Source organism: Neorhizobium phenanthreniclasticum (assembly GCF_040066075.1).
GTDB lineage: Bacteria > Pseudomonadota > Alphaproteobacteria > Rhizobiales > Rhizobiaceae > Neorhizobium > Neorhizobium petrolearium.
This window is the reverse complement of sequence record NZ_JBEAAL010000011.1, coordinates 1-25,954: the sequence shown is the minus strand read 5'-3', so window position 1 is coordinate 25,954 and position 25,954 is coordinate 1. Positions and strand designations below refer to the sequence as shown.

Below are 25,954 nucleotides of genomic sequence, written 5' to 3'. Positions count from 1 at the left end.
CGCTTGGCTCCCCTATACGACGCCCCCGTCCACAATGAATGTCTGCCCTGTGATGAGGCGGGAATCGTCCGCCGCCAGAAAGAGCGCCATACGGGCAATATCCGGCGGCAGCAGATGCTCCTTGAGGCACTGGACCTCGAGATATTCGGAAAACTTACCCTGATAGACACGCTTGGCGCGCTCCACCTGGCGCTCGGTCAGCACCCAGCCGGGCGCGATTGAATTGACGCGGATGTTGCGGGTGCCGAGCTCGCGGGCGAGCGATTTGGTCATGCCCATGACGGCGGATTTGGCCGTCGTGTAGAAGATCAGACCTGCTGCACCGCGCATCCAGGAGATCGAGCCCATGTTGATGATCGACCCGCCCCCGGTTTCCGCCATCTCAGGCACGACGGCCTGCGCCGCAAAAAACTGATGGCGTAGATTGGTCTGGAATCGCTCATCCCAATATTCCGGCGTCACCTCTTCCAGCGGCCTGCGGTCGTCATTGCCGGCATTGTTGATGAGAGCCCGGATCGGCCCGATCCCGGACCGCAGCGCTTCGACGCCCGCTTTCAGCGCATCGATGTCGCGCAGATCCGCCGCACGATAGAGCGGTTCATTGCCGGTCTTCCCGCCGATCTTTTCCGCCGTCTCGGCCGCAACATCGGCGTTCAGTTCGAGGAAGCCGACCTTGCAGCCCTGGGCGCAGAAATGCTCGACCAGAGAGGCGCCGATGCCCGAGCCGCCGCCGGTGATCAGCACGCCCTTGCCCCTGAGGCTCGGATAGGTCGCGACCTCGACATGAACCTTTTCGATGAGTTCGGGGTGGATGGTCATGCGGCCTCCAGGGCGACGGGACGCGCGGACGCAAGCGACAGGCCATCGGCGGAAAAGACATGGATCATCGCCGGATCGACATGAACGCCGATCGGCTCGTTGCGGTTGACGGCCCGGTCGCCGGAAAGCCGCACCACGACCATCTCTTCCGAACCTTCCAGCGCCACATAGGCGTAGGTATCGCTGCCGAGATGTTCGGTGATGGTGACCGTGCCGGCCAGCGAATCCGGTGCACCGCGGCTCACGAGTTCCACATGCTCCGGCCGGATGCCGATTTCGGTGGGCGCAGCATTGAGATTGCGCGGCAAACGCACGTCGCCCCCGGGCACGCTGAAGATGCCCTCGGCTTTTCTGGCTTCGAGTTTCAGAAAATTCATCTTCGGACTGCCGATGAAGCCCGCCACGAAGCGATTGACCGGTTTGTTGTAGAGGTTAAGCGGTGAACCGATCTGCTCGACACGTCCCGCATTCAGAACGACGATCTTGTCGGCGAGCGTCATCGCCTCGATCTGGTCATGGGTGACGTAGACCATGGTCGTGCCGAGGGTTTCCTTCATCCGGGCGATCTCGATGCGCATCTCGACGCGCAGCGCCGCATCGAGGTTCGACAGCGGCTCGTCGAACAGGAAGATGCGCGGCTCGCGTACGATCGCGCGGCCGATCGCGACGCGCTGGCGCTGACCGCCGGAAAGCTGGCGTGGCTTGCGCTCCAGATAAGGGTCGATACGCAGCTTTTGAGCCGCCTTGGCGACGCGGGCGGCAATCTCCTCTTTCGAAATGCCGGCAAGCCGCAGCGCATACCCCATATTCTCCGCCACCGTCATGTGCGGATAAAGCGCATAGGATTGGAAAACCATGGCGATGCCGCGCTTGGCTGGCGGCACATCGTTTACCAACTCGCCGTCGATCGCCATCTGGCCGGACGTGATCTCGTCAAGGCCGCAGATGAGACGCAAAAGCGTCGATTTTCCACAGCCGGATGGGCCAACGAAGGCGACGAATTCGCCGTCTTCGACGGTCAGGTCGATGCCCTTCAGCACCTCTGCCGAACCGAAGGATTTGCGGATATTCTTCAATTCAAGCTTGGCCATGGGTTCCTCTTTCCCAATCTCTTCCCATGTCGTCCTGTTCAGCCTGCAAACATCTGCGCGGGCTGGCCCTTGATGCCGGTATCGATGGCAAACACGCTGCCGGAAAGCGGCGCTTCCGCGAGTTGTGCGGCCGAAAGCCGGATGCGCGCCGAGGTGACGAACAGGGTCTGCATGTCCGGTCCGCCGAAAACGCAGCTCGTCGGGCGCGGCACGGGCAGATTGACGACCCGCTCCACCTTGCCCTCGGGATCGTAGCGGGTGACGCACCACCCGTCCCAATGGGCGATCCAGACGAAACCTTCCGCATCGACCGTCATGCCGTCCGGCTTGCCCTCGGCCTCCGGCACCGTAACAAAGGTCCGGCGGTTGGCGATCTCCCCGCTTTCGATATCGAAATCATAGGCATAGACCGTCTGCCGGTTGGTATCGGTGAAGTAGAAGGTACGGTCGTCCGGGCTCCAGCCAAGGCCGTTCGAGACGTGGAAACCGCGATCCATCTCCCGTGACCGACCGTCCGGGTCGATCCTCCAGAGCCGCCCCTGGTCCGGCGTCGTGTCGATCGCCAGCGTACCGGCCCATAGCCTGCCGCGACGATCGCATTTGCCGTCGTTGAAGCGATTGCCGGGGCGGTCGGATTCAGGCCGCGAGATCGTCGTGATATCGCCGGTTGCAAGATCGATACCGCGGATCTCGCCATGCATGGCGGCAACGAAGCCGCCGCGCGCGCGAGGGATCACGAAGCCGATCAGTTCCGGCACCTGCATGGAGGTATAAGTGCCTTTAGCCGGATCGCCGATATGGATCGCAGGCGCCAGGATATCGACGAAATAGAGCTTCTTGTGCTCCGGCGACCAATGCGGACCCTCGCCGAGGAACGTGCTTGCCGGAATGACGCAGCGCACATCGGCGCGATCGGGACCGAGAGGGCGCGGCTTGACCGCAAGCGACATGGGGAATTCTCCAAAATTGCCGGAGGTGCGGCGTGCTGCCTCGATGACGTCGCGGCCGAAAGCGTGCAGTCGGTCGACGGGAAGGCGGAACGATGGCCCGATGATGCCGATCGCGCCGATCGGCTCACCGCGATGGTTGAGGACAGGAGCCGCGACCGAGGAAATGCCGATATGCTGCTCGTCCACCGAAACCGCGTAGCCGCGCGCCTTGGTGAGGTCGAGCTGTCGGCTGAGTTCCTCCGGATTGACGATCGTGTTCGGCGTCAAGCGTTCGAGCTCAATACCGTCGAGCAGCGCCCGGCGCTTTTCAAGCGACAAATGCGCCAGGATCGCCTTGCCGAGGCCGCTCGCATGAGGCGCGGCACGCGAACCGACGCCGTTGTTGAGGCGGAGCGGCTGCGGCACCTCCCGCTGGTCGATATAAAGAATGCTATCGCCATCCAGCACCCCGAGGCGGATCGCCTCACCGGTAAGATCGCGAAGCCGCGCCAGCTCCGGTTCGGCCGCGCCGCGCAGATCGAAATTGTCCCAGACCTTATGCGCCCACTGAAAGAGCCGCGGGGCCAATCTGTAGACCTGGTCGCGCGCATCGAAAGCGAGCAGCCGCTCATCGACAAGCGCCTGAAGCAGCCGGTGCAGAGTGCCCTTCGGCAACTGGGTCTGGTCGAGCAGTTCGGTGAAGCGCAGCCCCCGGGTTTCAGCCGCCACCGCATCGACGATCTGGATGCCACGCGTCAACGCCTGGACGCCAGGTATGCCCTGCGCATCGTTCGCAACATCCTTCTCGATCGTCTCCAATTGTACCTTGGCCATGTCCTCTCCCAAGCGGCGCCGTCTCTCGCCTGTACGCACAGCATGCCGCCTCGCTCTTGCCAAGAGAGTTATCTTGGAACTAAGTTCCATGTCAATAACGAAACTGAAGCGGCCGCTGAAGAGGCCCGGACGGGAGGATATTGTGCGTATTACCAAAGTGGACCATTGGCTGGTCCGTATGCCTTTCACCGAGGATATCCTCTGGGGTTCGGGCCGGCGGATCGGCACGACCCGGTTGATCTGCCGAATCGAGACAGACACAGGGATCATCGGCTGGGGTGAAACGATTTCGCTGATAGCCAATGTGCCAGCCGTTTTCGCCGATATCGTCGCGCCCCTGGCAATCGGCTATCCGATCGCCGATGCCGAGCGATTCCACCGGCATGTGCTGGGCGCCGGATTCTATCACCACAAGCGTGCGGCAGTGATGGCGATCTGCGCCATGGAAATGGCCATGTGGGATGCGCTCGGCAAGCAGGCCGGTCTTCCCCTGTATGCCCTATGGGGCGGTCGCTGGCGCCAGGATGTCGAGGCTGCGGCCTATCTCTTCACCAACGACCCGCAAGGCCTGTCGGAACGGCTGAAGCGCTTCCTCGATCTCGGCTATACGACCTTCAAGGTGAAGATTGGCTTCGACGAGAAAAGCGACATCACACTCGCGGAAACCGCGCGAAGGGTGATCGGCGACCATCCGCTGCGGCTCGACGTCAACGGCGCCTGGAATCCCGCGACCGCCAAGCGCCAGCTTGAAAAACTGAAGGCCTTCGATCCCGCCTATGTGGAACAGCCGCTGGAACTCGACGACCTCGCCGGCCATGCGGCACTGGTGGCCCGATCTGCCGTGCCGATTGCGCTGGATGAGAGCGCCTATACGCTCTCCGATGTCGGCAACATCGTCCGGGCGAACGCGGCCGATGTGGTACTGCTCGACCCGCACGAGGCGGGCGGCCTCTGGCAGACGATCAAGGCGGCGGCAATCTGTGAATCGGTCGGCGTCCCTGTGACGCTGCATTCCGGCGCCGAACTCGCGCTCTCCCAATCGGCCTATATCCATTTAGCCGCCTCGCTGCCGAATATGTCGATCGCCATCGACACGGAACGCGCCTATCTCGGCGGGGATATCTCCCCCAATCCCCCGGCCTTGAAGAATGGTCGCTTTCAGGTACCGGAAGGTCCAGGGCTCGGCGTCGAAGTGGATGTCGGTGAGCTCGAAAAATACCGTGTCACCGGTATTGCCGGCGCCTACCTCGATACGGAACGCAGGGACTGGTTCCCGGTGAAACCCGCCTACTGACCTCAAGCTCGCCTATAGGATCATTCCCCCATGTATATTGCCATCGAATGGACTTCCGCCGCCTTTCGCGCGCTGCTTCTCAACGACAAGACCGTGCTCGGCGAAAAGAAGAGCGCGCGCGGTACGAACAGGGTTAAAAACGGCGCTTTCGAAGCGGCACTCCGTGAAGAACTCGGCGACTGGGTCGAAAAGGCGGAAATGATCCTGTTTTCGGGTATGGTCACCAGCCGCAACGGCTGGATCGAAAGCCCCTTCGCACCGGTTCCGGTCGGGCCTGCCGATCTCTCCGTTCAGGCCGTCACACATCACGTGGAGGGCCTGCCGCCGCTCGTCTTTCTGCCCGGCATCGCCCAGACGAAACCCCTGCCCGACGTCATGCGCGGCGAGGAAATATCGCTCTTCGGGCTCACGGAAACGGACGGCCTCTTCGTGCTGCCAGGCCCGCATGCCAAATGGGTGACGATGGAAGGCGGCCATATCAGCGCAATTACGACCTATATGTCCGGCGAAATCCTTGATCTGCTGAAAAAGGATTCGCTCGTCTCGCGGCTCATCCCTGCGACCTATGAGGAACGGCCGGACGCCTTCCGTCGCGGCGTTCAGACCGCCTGTGAACAAGGCGCCCTACCCGGCCGTATTCTCGCTCGTATCTTTTCTGCCCGCAGCCTCGTGCTCTTCGACGAGCTTGGACCTGAAGAGATCGCAGACTACCTCGCAGGCCTCATGATCGGCGCGGAAATCGCCGAAGCGCTGGGCGAAGACGAATCCGGAAAGATCAGCATTGTCGGCCACACGCCGCTCGCCGGACGCTATAAGACCGCACTTGAACTTTTCGATGCTGAAGCGACTCTCGTAACACCCGACATTGCTGCCGGTTTTCGCCGCGTCGCCTCTCGACAGGGTGATGCGGCACAGGCTATCGAGGAGGCGAAAATCGCTTCCGGAGGAATCTGATATGCCTACACCGACCTCGATCATCCTCGATTGGGGAACGAGTTCGCTGCGCGCCATGCTGGTCTCGGAAACCGGTGAAACGCTCGATACTCGGGAATCGTCGAATGGCGGCATCCAGTTCGTCAAAGACGGCGCATTCGAGGCGGCGCTGATGCAGGCGGTCGGCGAATGGTTCTCCGCCCACGGCCCGTTGCCGGTACTGGCAACCGGCATGATCACCAGCCGCAACGGCTGGGTCGAGGTGCCCTATGTCGACACGCCGGGCGGCGTCGCCGAACTCGCCGCTGGCACGCGCAAGCTGACATTGCAGAACGGCGCTGTCATCACCTTTCTACCGGGGATGCGCGATCCGGCGGCGAAGCCTTTTCCGGATGTCATGCGCGGCGAGGAAACCCAGATCGTCGGTTTCGGCCTAGATCGCGATCGGACGCTCGTGCTTCCAGGCACTCACAGCAAATGGGCGCGGATCAAGGCGGGCCGTATCGACAGTTTCCAGACCTATGCGACCGGCGAGGTCTTCGCATTGCTGACAAAGCACTCCTTCATTGCCAAGGCGCAGGATCCCGTGCCCGGCGCTGAGCCCGACTGGCAGAGCTTCGGGCGCGGCGTGGAATTCGCAGCGAGCAACAGTGCTGCTGCCGACGCCTTCCTCTCGGCGATCTTCAGCGCCCGCACCGGCGTCCTCGACGGTAGGCTGAAGCCCGAAAACATTCTCGATTACGTCTCCGGCCTTATCATCGGCTCGGAGTTCCGCCAGGCCCGCGCCGCCGGCTGGTTCAAGGCCGGCGAGACGATCGGCATCGTCGGCAACAATGTGTTGAACAGTCGTTACGGCCGCGTCGCGCCGCTCTTCGATCTCACCGTCGAACCTGGCCCCGATAATGCCGCCAAGCGCGGTATCCTGCTGATTGCGGCCGAAGCCGCCAAGTGACAAGGAGTCCCGACATGACCTTCGAAGAGGCGCTCAAGGCCTGCAATCTCGTTGCCATCCTGCGCGGCATCAAGCCGGAAGAGGCTGAAAGCATCGGCGAAGTCCTGATCGAGGCCGGTTGGCGGATCATCGAAGTGCCGCTCAACTCTCCCGAACCGCTGAAGAGCATCGAAAGGCTCGTCAAGCGTTTCGGCGACAAGGCGCTGATCGGTGCCGGCACGGTATTGACCCCCACTCAGGTTACTGATGTCGCAGCAACCGGTGCGAAGGTGATCATCTCTCCGAACGCGAACCCGGCCGTCATCAAGGCCGCGCGCGCGGCCGGCATGGTAAGCCTCCCTGGCGTAGCAACGCCGACCGAAGCCTTCGCTGCGATCGAAGCCGGTGCCACCGGCATCAAGGCCTTCCCGGCTGAAGCGATCCCGCCGCTGATCATCAAGGCCTGGAAGGCCGTGCTGCCAAAAGAGATTCCCGTGCTTGCCGTCGGCGGCGTGACGCCGGAAAACATGCCCGCCTACGTTCAGGCAGGTGCGGCCGGTTTCGGCATCGGATCGTCCCTTTACAAACCCGGTACAGACATCGCATCCGTCGCAGAAAAGGCGAGAAAATTCATTGAGGCCATGCGCGCCGAATGATGCAGACAGTCGCGGATGCCAGCGCGGGCCCCATCCACGGAGAGGAACTATCGTCTTCCTCCTGAGTTTACTCGAAATCGGGACTATCGGGAGGGGACGATCTTGGGTGAAATCCGCAACAGTGCCGAACATCAGCAGAAAGTGTATGAACGTTGGGCTCCGGTTTATGACCGGGTCTATCGAGGGCTATTGAGGGACGGACATCGAACGGTCGCAAAACTTGCGGGCGAAGCCGGACGCGATATTCTCGAAGTGGGCGTCGGCACCGGACTTGCCCTGTCCTACTATCCGCAACAGTGCAACGTCACCGGCATCGATCTGTCCGAACACATGATCGCCAAGGCACGCGAAAAGGTTGCCCGTCGCCGGCTCTTCCATGTCCGCGCATTGCATGTGATGGACGCGCACCGGCTGCAGTTTGCGGACCAGTCCTTCGATGTCGTCTGCCTGCCTTTCGTCATCACGCTGATCCCGGATCCGGAACGGGCGCTCGATGAGTGCGCCCGCGTGCTGAGGCCCGGCGGAGAGATCATTATCGCCAGCAAGCTCGGCGACGGACGCGGCCTTCAAGGAGCGATCGAGGAAGCGGTTGCTCCGCTCGTTCACCGGGTCGGCTGGAGCTCTGCCTTCCGCATTGGCCGGATTTGCGAATGGGCTGAACGCCGTGGCGATTTCGAAGTGGCGGAAATCCGTCGCGTCTTCCCGAACGGCTTCTTCAAGGTCATGCGCGTGAAGCATCGACTCACCGCCTAAAGCATGTCGCGCAAAAGTGTGCAGCGGTTTTGCGATAAAGACATGCATGAAAACAAGAGCTTAAAGCGGCTCAAGCGAATCTGAAAGATTGCGACCCGCTTTAAGAACCGTTACCGAGCCTTCAGAACCGAGACCGCGAGTTCGCTGTTGTGGACATATTCGTTGGCATCCGGCTGACGCTGGACGAGCAGGATGAATAGAAGGTCCGTCAGCATGAGTTGCGCGTCGCGCACTGTGATCGACGACGAGCGGACGCGCTCCTCGTCCGCGACGGTATAGAGCCGGATATTGGCCACCTGCGTGAGCGGGCCGCCGTCGAGACCGGTGACCGCGATGACGGTCGCTCCCCGCTCTCTCGCCAGTTCGGCGATCCGCAACGTCTCGATGCTCGTGCCCGAATAGGAGAGCGCGAAGAGCACATCTTCCTTGCCGAGCGTTGAGGCATTGGCCATCTGCACGTGACTATCGCTGTCATGCAACACGTTGCGGCCGAGCTTCATCAGCTTATAGGAGAAATCGCGCGCAACCAGCGAGGATGCGCCAACGCCCGCCATATGGATGCGACGCGCCTTGTCGAGTGCCGTCAATGCCCGCTCGATCTCCGGCTCGCTGTTGACGGCGAGTGTCTGCTGCATCGACAGCATCTTGCTGCCAATCAACTTCTGCAGGATGGTGAGATAGCTGTCGCCGACCTCGATCGTGCCGTGGATCATGCCGGGCGGCGCATGCCATTCCTGGGCCTTTGCCTCGCTGACGGCGAGCTTCAGCTCCTGATATCCGGCAAAACCCAGCTTCTGGCTGAACTTCACCACGCTCGACTGGCTGCGGCCGGTCTCGGCGGCAAGTGCTGCGGAAGAGAGCCTCAGCATCTGGTCCGGATTGTCGAGAATGAACTGGCCGATCTGCCGGTCTGCCGGCGCCATGGCATCAAGCTGCGCGTTGATCTTCTTTAAGATTGACATGCGTTCTTCGGAAGCCTCGCGATACCGACCCTGTCCATCAGGCCGCGAAAGATAACACCGCAGCATCCCGCTGCAACACCCTTTCTGCCACCGACGGCATCATGAATTACCACAGATTACATCATACTTGGGAATAAAAAATTCCAAATGATTGACAGAAGCGCCCGGAGGTTTAGTTTCGGAAACTGGATAGGATCACTCAGGCTCTACGCGCCTTTTCGGCAGGTTTCGTCATGGACAGATTGCGGATTGTGGGGGGGCATCGACTGGAAGGCGCCGTCAGCATTGCGGGTGCCAAGAATGCCGCGTTGCCGCAGATAGCGGCCACCTTGCTCAGCCCCTATCCCGTTGAACTTACCAACCTTCCTTTGGTGAGCGACGTGGAAAACATGCTGGGCGTCGTCAGCCTGCATGGCGCCGAGATAACCCGATCCCCCCATTCCACTATTATCGACCCGAAGGCAATTGTCTCGAAGGAGACCTCCTACGATACCGTGCGCAAGATGCGAGCCACTGTGCTCGTCCTTGCGCCGTTACTCGCCCGCTTCGGCCATGCTCGCGTGTCGATGCCGGGCGGCTGCGCCATCGGCGCTCGGCCAGTCGACATGCATATCAAGGCACTGGCAGCGCTCGGTGCGGATATCGACGTAGAAAGCGGCTTGATCGTCGCTTCGGCACCAGGCGGGCTCAAGGGAGCGCGCATCGTGCTCGCCTCGCCTTCCGTCGGCGCCACCGAAACCGCAATGATGGCGGCGACCTCTGCAAAGGGTGAAACGGAGATCCTGAATGCCGCGCGGGAGCCGGAAGTCGCCGACCTCGCCGCCTGTCTCATCGCCATGGGTGCACGTATTGAGGGTGCCGGCACTCATCGCATACTCGTCGAAGGCTCGACGAGCTGGCAGCCAGCTAAGCATCACAGCATCCCGGATCGCATCGAAGCGGGCACCTATGCGGTGGCGGCAGCAATCACCGGCGGCATGCTGGAGCTCATCAACGCCCGGCTGGAGAACATGGCCTCGGTCGTGCAGGTGCTGGAGGCCATGGGCGTCAGCGTCTGGCCGAGCGACCGCGGTCTCGTCGTCTCGCGCGACGGACCTTTGAGAGCGACCGACATCACCACGGAACCCTATCCGGGCTTCCCGACCGACCTGCAGGCACAATTCATGGCGTTGGCTGCCTGCGCGGAAGGCGCTTCGCTGATCCGCGAAACCGTGTTCGAAAGCCGGTTCATGCACGTGCCTGAACTGATGCGGCTTGGCGCCAATATAGCACTGCAGGGCACGACGGCGCTGGTGCGCGGTGGCGCACCGCTGAAAGGTGCCCAGGTCATGGCGACAGACCTGCGCGCCTCCGTTTCTCTCGTTCTCGCTGGGCTCGTGTCCAAGGGGGAAACCGTCGTCAACCGCGTTTATCATCTCGATCGTGGTTACGAACAGCTCGATCGCAAACTCCGCCTTTGCGGCGCCGACATCGAGCGGCTGAGCGAATGACGGGTACTCCGCACTATTTCCTGGGAGTCGACGGCGGCGGCACCGGCTGCCGAGCCCGCGTCGAGGACGGTTCCGGCGCGGTTTTGGGTCAAGGTCTCTCAGGCCCCGCCACCACGCGGCTCGGCATCGAGGAAGCCTGGGCATCGATATCTCGCGCCTTCAACGCCGCCCTTGATGAGGCCGGGTTCGGCCAGGATGAGATCGCCTATACCCATGTCGGCATAGGCCTGGCGGGAGCGAGCCGCAGGGATGTATTCGAGGCCCTGAAGGCGATCCCTCACCCCTTCGCCAGTCTGGATTTCGTCAACGACGGCATGAGCGCCTGCCTCGGCGCGCATTCGGGCCGCGACGGCGCGATCGTGATCGCCGGTACCGGCTCGATCGGCCTGGGCTTTGTGGAAGGGCGCAACCTGCGCATCGGCGGCTACGGCTTTCCGATCTCCGACGAGGGTAGCGGCGCGGATCTGGGACTGAAGGCAATCCAGCTTGCGCTTCGTGCCAATGACGGTCGGATAGAGAAGACTGCCCTTCTGACGGAGATCATGCAACGCTTCCATGACGATCCCATGGAGGCCGTTGCCTGGATGGATCGCGCCACCGCGACGGACTATGCAGCACTCGCGCCCATGGTCATGCGCCATGCGGACCAGGGGGATTCCGTCGGCCGCCGGATCGTCCAGAGTGCGGCGGAACAGATCGACACGCTGGTACGCACCCTCTTCGATCTCGGTGCCCCGCGCGTGACCTTGCTTGGCGGCCTTTCGACCCCGCTCGAACCCTGGCTGGCGCCCGACGTCCGCCGCCGCCTGAAGCCCGCCGATGGCGATGCCGTATCAGGCGCCATCATCCTCGCCCGCAAGGCCGCCGAAGCGCTCTGAGCGATCCATTGTCGATCTGAAATTTATCGCCCAGAATGGAATAATATATTCCATTCTTCGATTGACTCCAGGAATGGATAATCCTAACCGTTTACGAAACGTAACGAAGGGCGACGAGGAGACGGCAGGACGCAGATATTGCGGAATGCAAAACCTCGGCCGGATCTCGAAAGCAGGGTCATGACGGACGCACGACTGATATCCGAACTGGAGAGACTCGTTTCGGAAGGCCGCAACCCCCGTTCCATGGATATCGATCTCCTGCCGACGATCGACGTGCTTCGGGAGATCAACGAGGAAGACAAGGGCGTCCCTGCCGCAGTCGAAAAAGTAGTCCCCGAGATTGCCGAGGCCGTGGATGAGATCGTCAAGGCGTTCCAGAAGGGCGCGCGGCTCGTCTATATCGGAGCCGGCACCAGCGGACGTCTGGGCGTCCTCGATGCATCGGAATGCCCGCCAACTTTCAGCGTGCCGGAGGGCATGGTCGTCGGCCTGATTGCCGGCGGCACGCATGCCCTTCAGCACGCCGTCGAAGGAGCAGAAGATGACCCCGATCAGGGCCGTCAGGACCTTGTCGACATCGGGCTGACTGCGGACGACGTCGTGGTCGGCATCGCTGTGAGCGGTCGTACCCCCTATGTCATCGGTGCCTTGAACTACGCCAGGGAAATTGGAGCCAAGACCGTTGCCCTGTCCTGCAATCCGGTGTCGGTGATCGCGGCAATCGCCGATATCGCCATCTCGCCGGTGGTCGGGCCTGAAATCCTGACCGGCTCCACGCGGCTGAAATCCGGCACGGCGCAGAAGCTCGTGCTCAACATGCTGACGACGGCGAGCATGATCCGCATCGGCAAGACCTACCAGAACCTGATGGTCGATGTGCACGCGAGCAACCAGAAGCTCGTCGCGCGCGCCGCGCGTATCGTCATGCAGGCGACCGGCTGTGAACCGGAAGAGGCGCGGCGCGTCCTCGACCTGACCGGCAATGACGTCAAGCTGGCGATCCTGATCCAGCTTACGGGAATGGATGTCGATGCGGCTCGCACAGCGCTTAACAATGCCGGAGGCTTCCTTCGGAAAGCAATAAATGGGAAGACAGCGTAAAGCTGCTGAATGAAGGCCGCGGTCGCTTGCAGCGGATCGGCGGAAGGCAACAATCTCGAGAGGGAGAATGGAAATGGGAAGGATTTTTTCGACAAGACTGGTTTCCGGCCTGGCACTCGCCGCGGCACTGGGGACCGCGATCGTAACCACTCCTGCTTCGGCGGCCACACTGCGCATGGCCTGGTCGCAGGACGCGACGGGTCTCGATCCGCACAAGCAGACTGCATTTTCTTCGATCCGCCTGCTTGAACTGATCTACGAGCCGCTGGTGCGCTTCGACAAGGATCTGCAGCTCGTTCCTGCGGTTGCAGCCTCGTGGCAGTTTTCCGCCGACGGCAAGGAACTGACCTTCAAGCTCGACCCGAATGCCAAATTCCAGGACGGCAAACCGGTCACCCCCGCGGATGTGAAGGCTTCCTTCGAGCGTGTCCTCGACGAGAAAACGGCCGCCGCGGCACGCGCCAACTTCCGGTCCATCGCCAGCATTGAGACGCCCGATGACAAGACGGTCGTCTTCAAGCTCTCGCAGCCGGATGTGCCGCTTCTGACCGCAATGGCCAGCATCAACGCGGCCATCGTTCCTGCAGCCGAGATCGCTGCCGGTTCGATCGGCACGAAAGCGCTCGGTTCCGGCCCCTTCAAGCTGGAAAAGTGGGACCCCAACTCCAAGGAAATGCTCACCGCCAACAAGGATTGGGCCGGCGGGAAAGTGGCAGTCGACGGCATCGACATCAGCGTCCTGCCGGACGAAACGGCAATTCTTGCTTCCCTGCGCACCAAGCAGATCGATTTCGCGCTTCTGAACGATCCGCTTGTCGCCACCCTCGTGCCGAAGGAAGCAAACCTGACGCTCAACCGCACCCCGGTGCTGGCCTATCACGTTCTCCAACTGAACCCGTCCCGCAAGCCGATGAACGAACTTGCCGTCCGGCAGGCAATTTCCTGCGCGATCGACCGCCAGGACGTCCTCGACACGGCCTCCGTCGGCGAAGGCAAAGTGACCGGCCCGCTGACCATGCCGGGCTACACGACCGACGCCAGCCAGCTCTTCTGCTACAAGCGCGACGTTGAAAAGGCCAAGAAGCTGATGGCCGACGCGGGTTTTGCGGAGGGCTTCTCGGCAACCGTCATCGCCGCCAATGGCGAACCCGCGACGGCGGCTGCCGAAGCGCAGGTCATCCAGTCGCAGCTCGCAGAGATCGGCGTCAAACTCGACATCAAGATGATGGAACTGAACGTCTATGTCGACGCCTGGCTGAAGGGCGATTTCGATATGGCCGTCGCTCTGAACGGCGGGCGTGCCGATCCCTACTCCATGTACAACCGCTACTGGACCAGGGCCGGCAATCTGCAGAAAGTCGCCAACTATATCGATGACACGCTGGACAGCCTGATGCAGAAAGGACGCGAGGAAACCGATCCCGCCAAGCGCAAGGCAATCTTCGCAGAATTTGAGAAGCACCTCGTTGAGGTCTCGCCCTGGGTCTGGCTCTACACGTCCTACAGCTATACGGCGCAACAGAAGAACGTTCAGGGCTTTGTTCCGACGCCGGAGGGCTCGCTGTTCGGCCTGAGCAAGGTCAGCATCCAGCCCTGATGCCTGCAACGACGAATACGAGGTTGGTCCACCCATGAGTTACCTGACGCGACGGCTGCTTACCTTTCCGCTCGTCATGCTGGGAGTTTCCATCCTCGTCTTCGTGGCGATCCGTCTGGTGCCGGGCGATGCGATCACCGCCATGCTTGGCACGGAGGCCGGCCTTCTCACACCGGCTCAAAGAGACGCCCTGGCGAGCTATTTCGGTATCGATCAGCCGATCCTGGTGCAATATTGGCACTGGCTGCTCGGCGTCTTTCAGGGCGATCTCGGCATTTCCGTCACCTATGGCAAGCCAGTGCTCGGCGTCATCCTGGAGCGTTTTCCACTGACGCTGCAGCTCGCCTTGATGTCCATGTGCATCGCGTTGGCCGTCGGCCTGCCGGCTGGCGTGTTCGCAGCCACTCGCAATGAGAAGCTGTCCGATCTCGGCGTTCGCATCTTCGCTATGATCGGCCAGTCGACACCCAATTTCGTGGTCGGCCTGTTGATCATCTATGCGCTGTCGGCCGGTTTCGGCATCCTGCCGACCATGGGAGAGTTCACACCGCTTTTGACGGATCCGCTGCGCAATCTCGGCCAGATGATCCTGCCGGCCGTGACGCTCGGTTTTGCCTTCGCGGCCTCCGTCACCCGCATTTCCCGTTCAGCCATGCTGGATGTGCTGAGCGACGACTATGTGCGCACGGCCCGCAGCAAGGGCGTGCCGAAGCGCAGCGTCATCTGGCGCCATGCACTGCCGAACGCCCTGATCCCGGTCGTCACGCTGAGTGGCGTCGAATTCGGCTACCTGCTCGGCGGCGCCGTGCTTGTCGAACAGATCTATGCCCTGCCCGGCCTCGGTCGCCTCGTTCTCGACGCGATTCTGCAGCGAGACTACGCGCTGGTTCAGGGCTGTGTGCTCTTCATTGCCTTCAATTTCATGGTGATCAATCTGCTCGTCGATCTTCTTTATGCCACGCTCGATCCCCGCATCCGTCTCGGAGAAGGCGGCTGATGGCGATGCTGCGTGCAATATTCTCTCATGCAAGCGGCAGGATCGGCGGCACCATCGTGGTGATGTACATCGTCGTCGCACTGCTCGGCATGTTCGATGTCACTCCGCACAATCCCCTGCAGCAATTCCGCATCGACCGGCTGCATGCACCGAACGCGGTCTACTGGATGGGTACCGACCTCTTCGGCCGCGACGTCGCGAGCCGGCTGATGAAAGGCGTCGGCCAGTCCTTCCTCGTCGGTTTCTGCTCGGTGACGCTTGCGACGCTTGCCGGCTCCGTGCTCGGCCTTACCGCAGCCTGGTTCGGCAAGGCCTGGGATGGTCTCGTCATGCGCGTCATGGACGTGCTGCTCGCCTTTCCGGCGATTCTGCTGGCGCTCCTGATCATCGCTATCGTCGGCCCCGGCACCTGGACGAGCATCGCGGCGATCGCGATCGTCTATACGCCGATCTTTACCCGCGTGGTGCGTGGCCCGGCGCTCTCCATCAAGTCGCGCGAATTCGTCGATGCCGCCCGCACCTTCGGCTCGAGCCGATACTATATCCTGACCCGCCACCTTCTCCTGAACCTCGTCGCGCCACTGACAGTGCAAGTCACGCTGGCGCTCGCCTGGTCGCTGCTGACGGAAGCCGGCCTGTCCTTCCTCGGTCTCGGCACCCAGCCGCCCGCCTCCTCGCTCGGCCTGATGCTGGCCGACAGCCGCAACCTCATGGAGACGGCCCCCTGGCTGCTGATCTTCCCGGCGCTGGCGATCATGGTGAGCATTCTCGGCTTCAACCTGCTCGGCGACGCGCTGCGCGACATCCTCGACCCCAAGACGCGGAGCAGGCCTGCATGACACCGCTTCTCTCCGTCTCGGCCTTGCGCGTCGGCTTCGGGCGGGACCCGATGAAAAACGAAATCGTCAAGGGCGTCAGCTTCAACCTAGATGCCGGAGAAACGCTGGCGATCGTCGGCGAAAGCGGCTCGGGCAAATCGGTGACGGCCCTTTCCATCAACCGTCTCGTCGATTTCGGAGGCGGCCGCATCATCGACGGCTCGATCAACCTCAGACGGCGTGACGGCAGCGTCTTCGATCTCGCTCAGGCCAGCGAACCCGTGCTCGAAAAGATCAGAGGCTCGGAGATCGGCATGATCTTCCAGGAGCCGATGACCTCGCTCAATCCCGTGCTGACCATCGGCACGCAGATCGAGGAATCGTTTTGCCTTCACCACGGCCTGACCGGTAGGCAGGCGACGGCCGCCGCCAAGGACGCGCTCGACCGGGTCCGCATTCCCGACGCGGCCCGGCGCCTGAAATATTGCCCGAACCAGCTCTCGGGCGGCATGCTCCAGCGCGTCATGATCGCGACCGCGCTCGCCTGCAATCCGCGCCTCTTGATCGCCGACGAACCGACCACCGCGCTCGACGTGACCGTGCAGGCGCAAATCATGGCGCTGCTCGGCGAATTGAAGCGCGAGACCGGCATGGCGATGATCTTCATCACCCACGACATCGGTCTCGTTGCCGGCATTGCCGACAAGATCATGGTCATGCAGGCTGGCAAAGCGGTTGAGCAAGGCTCCCTGAATGATGTTCTCGACCGGCCACAGCATCCCTATACGCAGCATCTCTTGAGTGCCGTGCCGCATTTCGAATCCGGCCGAGCCGTCCGTTCCGATTTTCACCGAGAGGAGGCCAGTTCCGCTGCCCTGACGGTGGATGGCCTCACGGTGCGCTTCAAGGTCACGGGCGGCCTGCTCAGTCGCTCGCCGGGCTCGGTCCACGCGGTGGAAAACGTCGGCTTCGACCTGATGCCCGGCGAGACGCTGGCGATTGTCGGCGAAAGCGGTTCGGGCAAGTCCACCACGGCGCGCGCCATTCTCGGCCTCGTCAGGCCGACCCGCGGCAGCTTCGCGAGCAACACGGGCAGCATCGCCGATGCGACCGATCCGAGCGTCCAGATGGTGTTCCAGAATCCCTATGCCTCGCTCAATCCGCGACTTCGGATCGACAGCATCCTCGCCGAACCGGTGATTGCCGCCGGCGGCCGCGTCAATGCCGAAACACGCGACAAGATGAAGGCACTGCTGAAGCGCGTCGGCCTGCCGGAGGATAGTCTGGAACGCTATCCGCACCAGTTCTCCGGCGGCCAGCGGCAGCGGCTCTGCATCGCCCGCGCGCTGATGCTCAATCCCTCCGTGGTGGTGCTGGATGAAGCTGTCTCGGCGCTCGACGTTTCGGTGCAGGCGAAGGTTCTCGAATTGCTGGTCGATCTCCAGCGCGAATATGGGCTTGCCTATCTCTTCGTCTCGCACGACATGGCGGTGGTGGAACGCATCGCCCATCGGATTGCGGTCCTCTATGCCGGTGAGATCGTCGAGATCGGCGATGCCGCTTCGGTGCTTTCAAATCCCAGGCATTCCTATACAAAGCGGCTGATTTCCGCCGTGCCGAGCATCGATCACCGCAACCAGCATTTCGAGATCGACACGCGCCAAGTCCCCTCGCTTGTCCGGCCGCCGGGCTTCGAGCCGCCGCCTGCCGAATGGCGCAGTTTCGGGCCGGACCACAGCGCACGGGCGGAAGCGTGAGGAGATGGTCATGGACAACCGGATGCGTACAACAGCCAATGCAAAGCTGATCGCCACCTTCGAGCGTGCCTTCGCGCCGCTGGAAAAGTCGGTCGCGCAGAAACGCGTCCCGGGCGGCGTGCTCGGCATCGTTGACCTGAAACACGGCCGCGTGACGCGCGCGGTCGGCTCGGCGCAGATCGTTCCCGTCGTCCGGCCAATGACGCTCGACACCTGGTTCGACCTCGCTTCGCTCACCAAAGTGATCTTCACCACGCCGCGTATCCTGAAACTTGCCGATGAAGGCGTGATCGATCTCGACGCGCCGCTCACCGCGCTGCTGCCGGATTTCCGCCAGTACAATGCCGATGCCTGGGAACGGAAAGTGACCTTCCGCCAATGCATCGGCCACCAGACGCCCTTCCCCGGCGTCGAGCCGATCTACACCTATGGCCGCGATCCCGATCTCCTCCGCACCTTCGTCCTGCAGCGGGAGTGGCGGCCCGGTCCACCAGCCTATTCGGACATCAACTTCATCCTGCTCGGTTTCGTGCTGGAGCGGCTGGCAGGCAAGACGATCCGCAACCTCGACCCCGGTCAGGGCTTTGCATGGTCCGGCAACCCGGAGAATACGGCCGCGACGGAGGACTGCCAGTTCCGGCATCGCGTGCTTTGCGGCGAGGTGCATGACGAGAACTGCTTTGCCCTGCAAGGCTCCGGCCATGCGGGCCTGTTCGGCGCCGTCTCTTCCGTCCTCGATTTTGCCGAGAGCCTGTTGAACGGAACAGGCGCTTCCGCAAACGCCATCGCGCTCATGCGCGCGCCCCTCTCCAATCGCCGCACCCATGGTTGGGAGCACCCCTATCCCGAATGGTCGGGCGGCAATGCCTGCAGCCCCGCGACGATCGGGCATACAGGCTTCACCGGCACCGGCCTCTGGATCGACTTCGACAAGGGTCGCGCCTGGACACTGCTCACCAATCGCGTCCACCCGACCCGCCATTCCGATAGCGGCATACTGGCGCTTCGCCAGACTGTCGGCGATCTCATTAATCAAGCGTGAGGATTCTGCCATGGAACCAATCTGGGCTGTAGGCCTGATGACCGGAACCGTTCTCGATGGCAATATCGACGTCGCGCTCTTAAAGACCGACGGCGAAGCGATCGACACCTTTGGCGCCTACACGCTCGCCCCCTACCCACCAGAAATCCGTTTGCTGCTCGAAGAGACCTTGCAACAGGCCCGTGCCTGGAATTTCGAAGGTCCGGAGCCAGCGATTTTCAGCAAGGCCGAAGAAGCTCTGACCCGCGCCCAATCGCAGGCCGTCAAAGACCTTGTGACAAGCGCCGGGCTGACTATGGCAGATATCGGCATCGTCGGGTTCCATGGCCAGAGCGTGCTGCACCGTGCGCCTACCAGGGAACGGATCGGCGCCACCCGCCAACTTGGCGATGGGGAACTCATGGCCTCGATCCTCGGCACCAAGGTCGCCTATGATTTCCGCACGGCGGATGTGCGGGCCGGCGGCCAGGGCGCGCCGCTCGCCGCGGCCTATCACGCGGCCCTGCTGCGCAGTCTGGATACGTCGGGCGATACGGCCGTGCTCAATCTCGGCGGTGTCGCCAACATTACCTGGTGGGACGGCAAGGATCTGGTGATTGCCTTCGACACCGGCCCGGCCAACGCGCCGCTCAACGATTTCATGAAGATGCGCGGTTTGGGCGAGATGGACCGCGACGGCGCACTGGGCGCTTCCGGCAAGGTGGATGAAGAACGCCTCGCAAAGCTGCTGGAGCACCCGTATCTCACGGCACCTTATCCGAAGTCGCTCGACCGGTTCGATTTCACGGCCGCCATGGCGGACGGACTCGACGACGCGACGGGGGCCGCGACACTTTCAGCCTTTACGGCATCCGCCGTCGGCAAGGCCCTCGACCTTTTGCCGCACCGCCCGAAACGGCTGATCGTCAGCGGCGGCGGCCGCCGCAACCCGACGATCATGGCGATGCTCGAAAGCCGCGCGGGCGTGACCGCCGTTTCCGCCGACCAGTTCGGCTGGCGCGGCGATGCGGTCGAGGCGGAATGCTTCGCATTTCTTGCAGTCCGTGTCCTGCGGGGTCTGCCGATCAGCTTCCCGACGACCACCGGGGCGCCAAAACCCTTGCAAGGAGGCAGGCTGGCCGGCTAAGCCGCAGCTTGCAAAGGATCGAAGTCGGAGGAGCACTCGAATCTCATGGACAAAAGAGTGTCTTCCGCCCTCGGCGGCAACGTGATCCTGATCGGCGTGCTGCTGATGCTGCTTGGCGATTTTATGTTCTCGCTGAACGACGCCATGGGTAAATGGCTGGTTGCAAGCTTCTCGGTCGGCCAGGTCCTGGTCATCCGTTCGCTCGGCGCGTTCTTCGTGCTCGGCCCGATGTTCGCCCGCCAGCCGATATCGGCGCTCTATTGTGTGGAGCGTCCAACACTCCAGGTAATGCGGGTCGTCTTCGCTACCGGCGATCTCGCGCTCTTTTATGCCGCTGTCGTCTATCTGCCGCTTGCCGATGTCATGACCTTCTATATGGCCGGGCCGATCTATGTTGCCGCGCTTTCGCATTTCCTGCTCGGAGAGCGGATCGGCTGGCGGCGCTGGTTTGCTGTTCTCATAGGCTTTGTCGGCGTTATCATCGCTTTGCGCCCCTCCTCGGCGATGCTGTCCTGGCCGTCGATCTTTGGACTGATCGGCAGTTTCTCCTTTGCCCTGACGCTTGTCTTGAACCGCCGGCTGCGCGCGACCTCGGATGCTACGCTTGTGACCTGGCAAACCATCGCGGCGCTAATCGCCGGTATTTTTCTGAGTATTGGCCACTGGAGCCCACTCGACTTCGGCCAACTGCTCGCGCTGTTGCTGCTCGGTATCGTTGCCTGCATCGCCCATCTGCTGATCACCCGTTCGCTGAAGCTTGCGCCAGCCTCGGTGCTTGCACCGCTGCAATATACGCTGCTTCTTTGGGCGGTGGTGCTCGGCTGGCTGTTCTTCGATGATCTGCCTGACGTACAGACCTGGATCGGCGCGGGCATCATTGTGCTCGCCGGCCTTTTCATTTTCCATCGCGGCAACCTGAAACAGGATGCCGAAGCGATCGTCCCGACGGATTCAAGCCACGGCTAAGCGCGCAGATCAGGTGGAGCCCGCCCGACGCGTCAGCATGGCCTCCGCCGCTGAAAGCCCGTCATAGATCAGGACCGCCAGGGCGCCGACGATCAATCCCCCTTGCAATATGAAAGCAAGGTTGTTCGACTGCAGCCCGGCAATGATCACCTCGCCGAGCGTTTTTGCTGCCACAGTCGAGCCGATCGTCGCGGTGGAAAGGCTGATGACCACCGAAAGCCGGATACCCGCGACGATGACAGGCAAGGACAGCGGCAATTCGATCTGAAGAAGCCGCTGGAAATCGGTCATGCCGGCGCCGCGTGCCGCTTCCATCACCGAACGCGGCAGGTTGGTGAGCCCCGTCAGCGTGTTCTCGAAGATCGGCAGCAGGCCATAGAGGAAGAGCGCGATCAGTGTCGGCTTTTCACCGAATCCGACCGCGGGCACGGCGAGCGCCAGCACCGCAACCGGCGGAAAGGTCTGGCCGATATTCACGAGGCTACGGGAAAGTTGCAGGAACTCCGCCCCGAACGGCCGGGTGACGAGGATCGCAAGTAGCACCGCAATGACGGTCGCCACCAATGTCGCGATGAAGACGGTCCTCAGGTGCAGGAGCGTGAGATCGAGCAGGCTGCCCTGGTTGTAGATCGCTGGCGCGTTCGGCTGCACCAACGGCCTCAGGAGCGGTTCGAAGCTTGCCGGCGTCACCAGGAAGGCGACCAGAACGAGAAGCAGCAGCCCCCTCAGGATCGTCGGAAGCCAGACTTTCATTGCGGCCTCGCGGCGCATTTCAGAAGGGCGTCAAGCGTGACCCGCCCCATCGGCGCACCGCTTGCGGAGACGACGGGCAGAGCCTTCCTGCCGGACCAGAGCAGATCCGCAAGCGCTTCCTGCTGGGTCCGGTCCTCGCCAATCGGCTCGCCATCGGCCTCGCCCGGCTCCACCGCCGCACCGATCTTGGCGACCGACAGCAGCCGGAACGGCCGCTCGATGTCACCGATCAACGTCTCGACAAAGGGAGCCGCGGGCGCGCGCACGAGTTCCGCCGGCGGGCCGTATTGCAGTACCCTGCCCTTGTCCATCACGGCGATCTTGTCCGCCAGATAAAATGCTTCGTCCATGTCGTGCGTGACGAGCACGATGGTCGTGCCGAAATGTTTCTGGATCGCCAGAAGGTCGTCCTGCGCCTTGGCGCGGATGATCGGATCGAGCGCCCCGAAGGGTTCGTCCATCAGGAGGACATTTGGTTCGGCCGCGAGCGCCCGGGCAACCCCGACGCGCTGCTGCTGGCCGCCGGAGAGCTCGTGCGGATAGCGGGACCCGAACATTTTCGGGTCAAGCTGGAAGAGCGTCAGCAATTCCTCGACCTTGGCATCGATCCGCGATTTCTCCCAGCCAAGCAGGCCCGGCACGGTCGCGATGTTCTCTGCCACAGTGCGATGGGGAAAAAGACCGTGGCCCTGGATGGCGTAGCCGATCCGGCGGCGCAGTTCATGGCCAGGGATGGAGCGGTTGTCCTCACCATCCAGCCGGATTGCACCCGAACTCGGCTCCACGAGGCGGTTGATCATCCTCAGAAGCGTCGTCTTGCCGGAACCGGACGTGCCCACCACGACCGTGACGGTGCGCGGTTCGATCACCATCGAGACGTCATCGACCACGGCAACATCGTCATAAAGCTTGGTGATGGCATCGATCTCGATCATGCTGACCTTGCTCCGATCAGAACGCGGGAATTCATTTCGATCAGCGCATCGAGGATGACGGCTGCGGCGAAGGCGAGCGCCACTGTCGGCACAGCGCCGAGCAGCACGAGGTCCATGGCCGTCTGTCCGATGCCCTGGAAGACGAAGACGCCGAAACCGCCCCCGCCGATCAGCGCCGCAATCGTCGCAAGCCCGATATTCTGGACAAGCACGATGCGGATGCCGGTCAGGATCACCGGCAGCGACAGCGGAAACTCGATCTGGAAGAGCCGCTGCCGATCCGTCATGCCGATGCCGCGGGCCGCGTCATTGGCCTCGCGCGGCACGCCGGCAAGCCCGACGACCGTGTTGGCAACCACCGGCAGCAGCGAATAGAGAAAGAGCGCGACGAAGGCCGGCGCGGTTCCTATGCCTCGAATGCCGATTTCCGCAGCACCCGGCACCGTCGCTGCAATCCATGCCAGGGGGCCGATGAGGATGCCGAACAGTGCAATCGACGGTATCGTCTGGATAAGGTTCAAGGTGTTGAGCACGCCGGCCCGAAGAGCGGCCACCCGGTGACACAGGATGCCGAGCGGCAGGCCCACCGCGGCGGCCACGACGAGCGAACCAAGCGCCAGCCTCACATGCTGGCCAGCCTCGCTCCAGAAGACATCGGTGCGGCCAGCATACTCCTTCATGATCGATAGTCCGTTCCAGCTCCCTGACAACAGGATGGCGCCAACGCCACCGGCCGTAAGGACAAGGAACAAGACCCGCATCCACGGCGGCGGCTTCAGTCGCGTGATCGCATCGGCCGCCAGAAGCATGAAGGCGAACAGGAGTAGCCAGAAGCCGGAGGCCGGCGAGACGCGGGCATAGGTATTGCCGGCCGGTGTGAGGAAACTCGCAGCAGATCCGATCGCAAGCGCCAGGGCCACAAGCGCCGCAAACGCGGCAACCAGCTTGAGCCATGGCGACGTCCGGAACAGAGAAGCAGCCGCAGCAAGGAACAATACGACAATCAACCCCCATCCCGCCCAGGCCGGCAGAGCGGCAAGGATCATCTTTGCCTCCCCCTGCACGATACGGTTGGGCTTGAGCACCGCGAAGGATGCGTCCAATGCTCCATAGGCAACAAGAAGAGCAATAACGATGCCGAGCTTGTCGAACCGAATCTTCAAACCGCTCCCCTGCCTCGCGACTGATAAGAGCCGTGCCCGGCCCATGTTGGTACGAAATCCGGCCGAAAAGGAACTACTTGAGGAAACCGTTCTTCTTCAGGAAGTCCTCGGCAACCGCCTTGGCGGGCTCGCCACCCACCTGCACGCGGCCATTGAGGTCCTGCAGGGTGACCAGGTCGAGCTTTTCGAAGACGGGTTTCAGCAGGGTCTCGATATCGGGATGCTGCTTCAGCACCGTTTCTCGGATGATCGGCGCCGGCTGGTAAACGGGCTGCACACCCTTGTCGTCTTCGAGGACCACAAGGCCGGACGGCGCAATGCCGCCATCGGTGCCATAGACCATGGCGGCATTCGCGCCGTTGGTCTGGTTCGCCGCCGCCGCGATCGTCGCGGCCGTATCACCTCCCGAAAGGGTGATGAGCTGTTCCGGCTCCAGCTTGAATCCATAGGTCGTCTGGAAGGCCGGCAGCGCCGCGGCCGAATTGACGAATTCGGAAGAGGCGGCGAGCACGATCTTGCCGCCATCTGCAACATACTTGCCGAAATCCGTGAGGGTCTTCAGGTTATTGGCCGCGGCGACATCCTCACGGATCGCGATCGCCCAGGTATTGTTGGCCGAAGACGGCGTCAGCCAGACGATCTTGTTGGCATCGTAATCCAGCTTCTTGACCGCTTCATAAGCCTTCTGGGGATCTTTCCAGACTGGATCGTCACTCTTTTCGAAGAAAAAGGCACCATTGCCCGTATATTCGGGATAGATGTCGATCTCGCCAGCCGCAATCGCCTTGCGAACGACGGGCGTGGCGCCAAGCTGGATACGATCGGTGGTCTCGATGTTGTTGGCCTTCAGCACGGCAAGGATGATATTGCCGAGCACACCGCCTTCCGTATCGATCTTCGAGGAAACGACAACCTGCGCCTGAGCCAGGCTGGCCGAAACACCAAGCGCAAGGGCAATACCCAACAGTTGCTTTTTCAGGGACATGACAAATTTCCTCCAGATCGCGAGCCTATGCTCGCATCGAATTTAGATACAGAAAAGAGTTCAAGTCGTCCCTATGTAGGGTCGACGTGGCAATCTGCGAGTTTCGGATCGTGGGGAAAAGCGATTTTTTCCACTATGCGCTGAACGGCAGAAACCGAAGTGCGGTTACCCAAACTGGATACGGCGCGCTCCGGAAGCTGGCAGTGTCCGCCAACAAAAAGGGGCCAATCTTGAGTTTTCGTCCGCCGCACTCGTTTAAAGCATCACCCGAGACCGGTTTCAACGTGCTGGAATACGAGCTGGCATCCGAACGCGCCGACGCGCTTGGCCGCCATGGGCGCAAGGTGGAGGCAGCTCTTGCGGCGCTGGCAGCCTGGAAATCCGAACAGCCAGCGTGTATCGACCGGGAGGCCCTCGTCGACAAGGCCTCAGATGCTGTCTGGGCCTTCTTCATCCAGCGGGAAATCTGCGGCCTACGGAACAACAGGGATGTCATCTCGAGGTACGGAATCTCGAATGAAGTCCTCGCGCGGCTCGGCGCCGTCCGCAAGTAAGCGAACGGCGCCGGAAAGGACGGGCCTCGATTTAATGGCCTAGAAGTCCATTCCGCCGGGGGGCATTGCAGGAGCGGTAGTTTCCTTCCTCGGCTTCTCGGCGATCATGGCTTCGGTCGTCACCAGCAGACCGGCGATGGACGCGGCGTCCTGGAGCGCTGCCCGGACGACCTTGACCGGATCGATGACCCCCATGGCATAGAGATCGCCATATTCGTTGGTCTGAGCATTCCAGCCATAGGAGAATTCGGTCTTCTCCCTGAGCTTGCCGACGACGATGGAACCTTCGGCGCCTGCGTTTTCGGCAATCTGACGAACCGGTGCCTCGATCGCCCTGCGAACAATATCGATGCCCACCCGCTGGTCGTCATTGGCCGTCTTGATACTGTCGAGAGACTTGATCGCGCGCAGCAAGGCAACACCACCGCCGGGAAGGATGCCTTCCTCGACGGCGGCGCGAGTTGCATGCAACGCGTCATCGACGCGGTCCTTCCGTTCCTTCACCTCGACTTCCGTCGAACCGCCGACGCGGATGACGGCAACGCCGCCAGCGAGCTTGGCAAGACGTTCCTGCAGCTTTTCGCGGT

Annotated in this window: 25 protein-coding genes; 16 read left to right on the top strand and 9 right to left on the bottom strand. The window is 62.2% G+C overall.

Annotation, left to right across the window (positions count from 1 at the left end; translation table 11 throughout):
• Positions 1-12: 12 nt before the first annotated feature.
• Genes ABK249_RS15665 through ABK249_RS15655 form a run of 3 tightly spaced genes read right to left on the bottom strand, consistent with a single transcriptional unit; the run spans position 13 to position 3,673 of the window.
• Entirely contained in the window at positions 13-819 is an 807-nt protein-coding gene (locus tag ABK249_RS15665; RefSeq protein ID WP_348863261.1) for an SDR family NAD(P)-dependent oxidoreductase, read from the bottom strand.
• Entirely contained in the window at positions 816-1,910 is a 1,095-nt protein-coding gene (locus tag ABK249_RS15660; protein WP_227703157.1) for an ABC transporter ATP-binding protein, read from the bottom strand. The genes ABK249_RS15665 and ABK249_RS15660 overlap by 4 nt, the downstream gene beginning before the upstream one ends.
• 38 nt (positions 1,911-1,948) lie before the next feature.
• Positions 1,949-3,673 carry an SMP-30/gluconolactonase/LRE family protein gene (locus ABK249_RS15655; RefSeq protein WP_348863260.1) on the bottom strand — a complete coding sequence of 575 codons (1,725 nt, stop codon included), beginning with the start codon at positions 3,671-3,673 and terminating at the stop codon, positions 1,949-1,951.
• A gap of 142 nt (positions 3,674-3,815) precedes the next feature.
• On the opposite strand from ABK249_RS15655, the gene ABK249_RS15650 reads away from it, so the two are divergent.
• The 5 genes from ABK249_RS15650 to ABK249_RS15630 all read left to right on the top strand — a co-directional run bounded on the left by ABK249_RS15650 (position 3,816) and on the right by ABK249_RS15630 (position 8,240).
• On the top strand, positions 3,816-4,967 hold the full coding sequence (locus tag ABK249_RS15650) for a mandelate racemase/muconate lactonizing enzyme family protein (RefSeq protein ID WP_348863259.1): 1,152 nt from the start codon (positions 3,816-3,818) through the stop codon (positions 4,965-4,967).
• 30 nt (positions 4,968-4,997) lie between these two features.
• Positions 4,998-5,921 (top strand): 2-dehydro-3-deoxygalactonokinase, encoded by a 924-nt coding sequence (locus ABK249_RS15645; protein WP_348863258.1) that lies wholly within the window; start codon positions 4,998-5,000, stop codon positions 5,919-5,921.
• Between the two features lies 1 nt (position 5,922).
• Entirely contained in the window at positions 5,923-6,852 is a 930-nt protein-coding gene (locus ABK249_RS15640; protein WP_348863257.1) for a 2-dehydro-3-deoxygalactonokinase, read from the top strand.
• Between the two features lie 14 nt (positions 6,853-6,866).
• A complete protein-coding gene (locus ABK249_RS15635; RefSeq protein WP_348863255.1) occupies positions 6,867-7,487 on the top strand; it encodes a 2-dehydro-3-deoxy-6-phosphogalactonate aldolase in 621 nt (206 codons plus the stop codon).
• A gap of 102 nt (positions 7,488-7,589) precedes the next feature.
• The gene (locus ABK249_RS15630) at positions 7,590-8,240 is read left to right on the top strand and encodes a class I SAM-dependent methyltransferase (RefSeq protein ID WP_227703163.1); all 651 of its coding nucleotides are present in this window, start codon (positions 7,590-7,592) and stop codon (positions 8,238-8,240) included.
• Between the two features lie 110 nt (positions 8,241-8,350).
• Here ABK249_RS15630 and ABK249_RS15625 read toward each other — a convergent pair whose 3' ends face one another.
• Positions 8,351-9,202, bottom strand: a complete 852-nt coding sequence (locus ABK249_RS15625; RefSeq protein ID WP_037147763.1) for a MurR/RpiR family transcriptional regulator — start codon at positions 9,200-9,202, stop codon at positions 8,351-8,353.
• A 233-nt stretch (positions 9,203-9,435) separates the two neighbouring features.
• On the opposite strand from ABK249_RS15625, the gene murA reads away from it, so the two are divergent.
• The 10 genes from murA to ABK249_RS15575 all read left to right on the top strand — a co-directional run bounded on the left by murA (position 9,436) and on the right by ABK249_RS15575 (position 20,977).
• Entirely contained in the window at positions 9,436-10,692 is a 1,257-nt protein-coding gene (gene murA, locus ABK249_RS15620; RefSeq protein WP_227703164.1) for a UDP-N-acetylglucosamine 1-carboxyvinyltransferase, read from the top strand.
• The gene (locus ABK249_RS15615; protein ID WP_227703165.1) at positions 10,689-11,570 is read left to right on the top strand and encodes a glucosamine kinase nucleotide-binding domain-containing protein; all 882 of its coding nucleotides are present in this window, start codon (positions 10,689-10,691) and stop codon (positions 11,568-11,570) included. The genes murA and ABK249_RS15615 overlap by 4 nt, the downstream gene beginning before the upstream one ends.
• A gap of 180 nt (positions 11,571-11,750) precedes the next feature.
• Positions 11,751-12,674 (top strand): N-acetylmuramic acid 6-phosphate etherase, encoded by a 924-nt coding sequence (murQ, locus tag ABK249_RS15610; RefSeq protein ID WP_227703166.1) that lies wholly within the window; start codon positions 11,751-11,753, stop codon positions 12,672-12,674.
• 73 nt (positions 12,675-12,747) lie between these two features.
• Positions 12,748-14,271, top strand: coding sequence for an ABC transporter substrate-binding protein (locus ABK249_RS15605; protein ID WP_348863252.1), 1,524 nt, complete (start codon positions 12,748-12,750; stop codon positions 14,269-14,271).
• Positions 14,272-14,305: 34 nt separating this feature from the next.
• Positions 14,306-15,268, top strand: coding sequence for an ABC transporter permease (locus ABK249_RS15600; protein WP_348863250.1), 963 nt, complete (start codon positions 14,306-14,308; stop codon positions 15,266-15,268).
• Positions 15,268-16,107 (top strand): ABC transporter permease, encoded by an 840-nt coding sequence (locus ABK249_RS15595; RefSeq protein WP_348863248.1) that lies wholly within the window; start codon positions 15,268-15,270, stop codon positions 16,105-16,107. The genes ABK249_RS15600 and ABK249_RS15595 overlap by 1 nt, the downstream gene beginning before the upstream one ends.
• A complete protein-coding gene (locus ABK249_RS15590) occupies positions 16,104-17,843 on the top strand; it encodes an ABC transporter ATP-binding protein (RefSeq protein ID WP_348863246.1) in 1,740 nt (579 codons plus the stop codon). The genes ABK249_RS15595 and ABK249_RS15590 overlap by 4 nt, the downstream gene beginning before the upstream one ends.
• 10 nt (positions 17,844-17,853) lie before the next feature.
• The gene (locus ABK249_RS15585; protein WP_348863244.1) at positions 17,854-18,885 is read left to right on the top strand and encodes a serine hydrolase domain-containing protein; all 1,032 of its coding nucleotides are present in this window, start codon (positions 17,854-17,856) and stop codon (positions 18,883-18,885) included.
• 10 nt (positions 18,886-18,895) lie between these two features.
• Complete coding sequence (locus ABK249_RS15580; RefSeq protein WP_348863242.1) at positions 18,896-20,011, top strand: anhydro-N-acetylmuramic acid kinase; 1,116 nt, start codon at positions 18,896-18,898, stop codon at positions 20,009-20,011.
• Positions 20,012-20,056: 45 nt separating this feature from the next.
• A complete protein-coding gene (locus tag ABK249_RS15575; protein ID WP_348863240.1) occupies positions 20,057-20,977 on the top strand; it encodes a DMT family transporter in 921 nt (306 codons plus the stop codon).
• A gap of 9 nt (positions 20,978-20,986) precedes the next feature.
• Here the strand turns inward: ABK249_RS15575 and ABK249_RS15570 are convergent, their stop codons facing one another.
• From ABK249_RS15570 to osmF, 4 genes are read right to left on the bottom strand one after another with little or no spacing between them, the layout of a single operon-like run.
• The gene (locus tag ABK249_RS15570) at positions 20,987-21,730 is read right to left on the bottom strand and encodes an ABC transporter permease (protein ID WP_348863238.1); all 744 of its coding nucleotides are present in this window, start codon (positions 21,728-21,730) and stop codon (positions 20,987-20,989) included.
• On the bottom strand, positions 21,727-22,665 hold the full coding sequence (locus ABK249_RS15565; RefSeq protein ID WP_227703175.1) for an ABC transporter ATP-binding protein: 939 nt from the start codon (positions 22,663-22,665) through the stop codon (positions 21,727-21,729). The genes ABK249_RS15570 and ABK249_RS15565 overlap by 4 nt, the downstream gene beginning before the upstream one ends.
• Positions 22,662-23,873 (bottom strand): ABC transporter permease, encoded by a 1,212-nt coding sequence (locus ABK249_RS15560; RefSeq protein ID WP_348863236.1) that lies wholly within the window; start codon positions 23,871-23,873, stop codon positions 22,662-22,664. Before ABK249_RS15560 ends, ABK249_RS15565 begins: the two co-directional genes overlap by 4 nt.
• A 28-nt stretch (positions 23,874-23,901) precedes the next feature.
• Positions 23,902-24,813 carry a glycine betaine ABC transporter substrate-binding protein OsmF gene (osmF, locus tag ABK249_RS15555; RefSeq protein ID WP_348863234.1) on the bottom strand — a complete coding sequence of 304 codons (912 nt, stop codon included), beginning with the start codon at positions 24,811-24,813 and terminating at the stop codon, positions 23,902-23,904.
• A gap of 230 nt (positions 24,814-25,043) precedes the next feature.
• Here osmF and ABK249_RS15550 point away from each other — a divergent pair, with 230 nt between their 5' ends.
• Complete coding sequence (locus tag ABK249_RS15550; RefSeq protein WP_348863384.1) at positions 25,044-25,367, top strand: DUF6665 family protein; 324 nt, start codon at positions 25,044-25,046, stop codon at positions 25,365-25,367.
• A gap of 39 nt (positions 25,368-25,406) precedes the next feature.
• Here the strand turns inward: ABK249_RS15550 and ABK249_RS15545 are convergent.
• The coding region (locus ABK249_RS15545; RefSeq protein WP_348863233.1) for a TCP-1/cpn60 chaperonin family protein at positions 25,407-25,954 on the bottom strand (548 nt) is incomplete at its 5' end.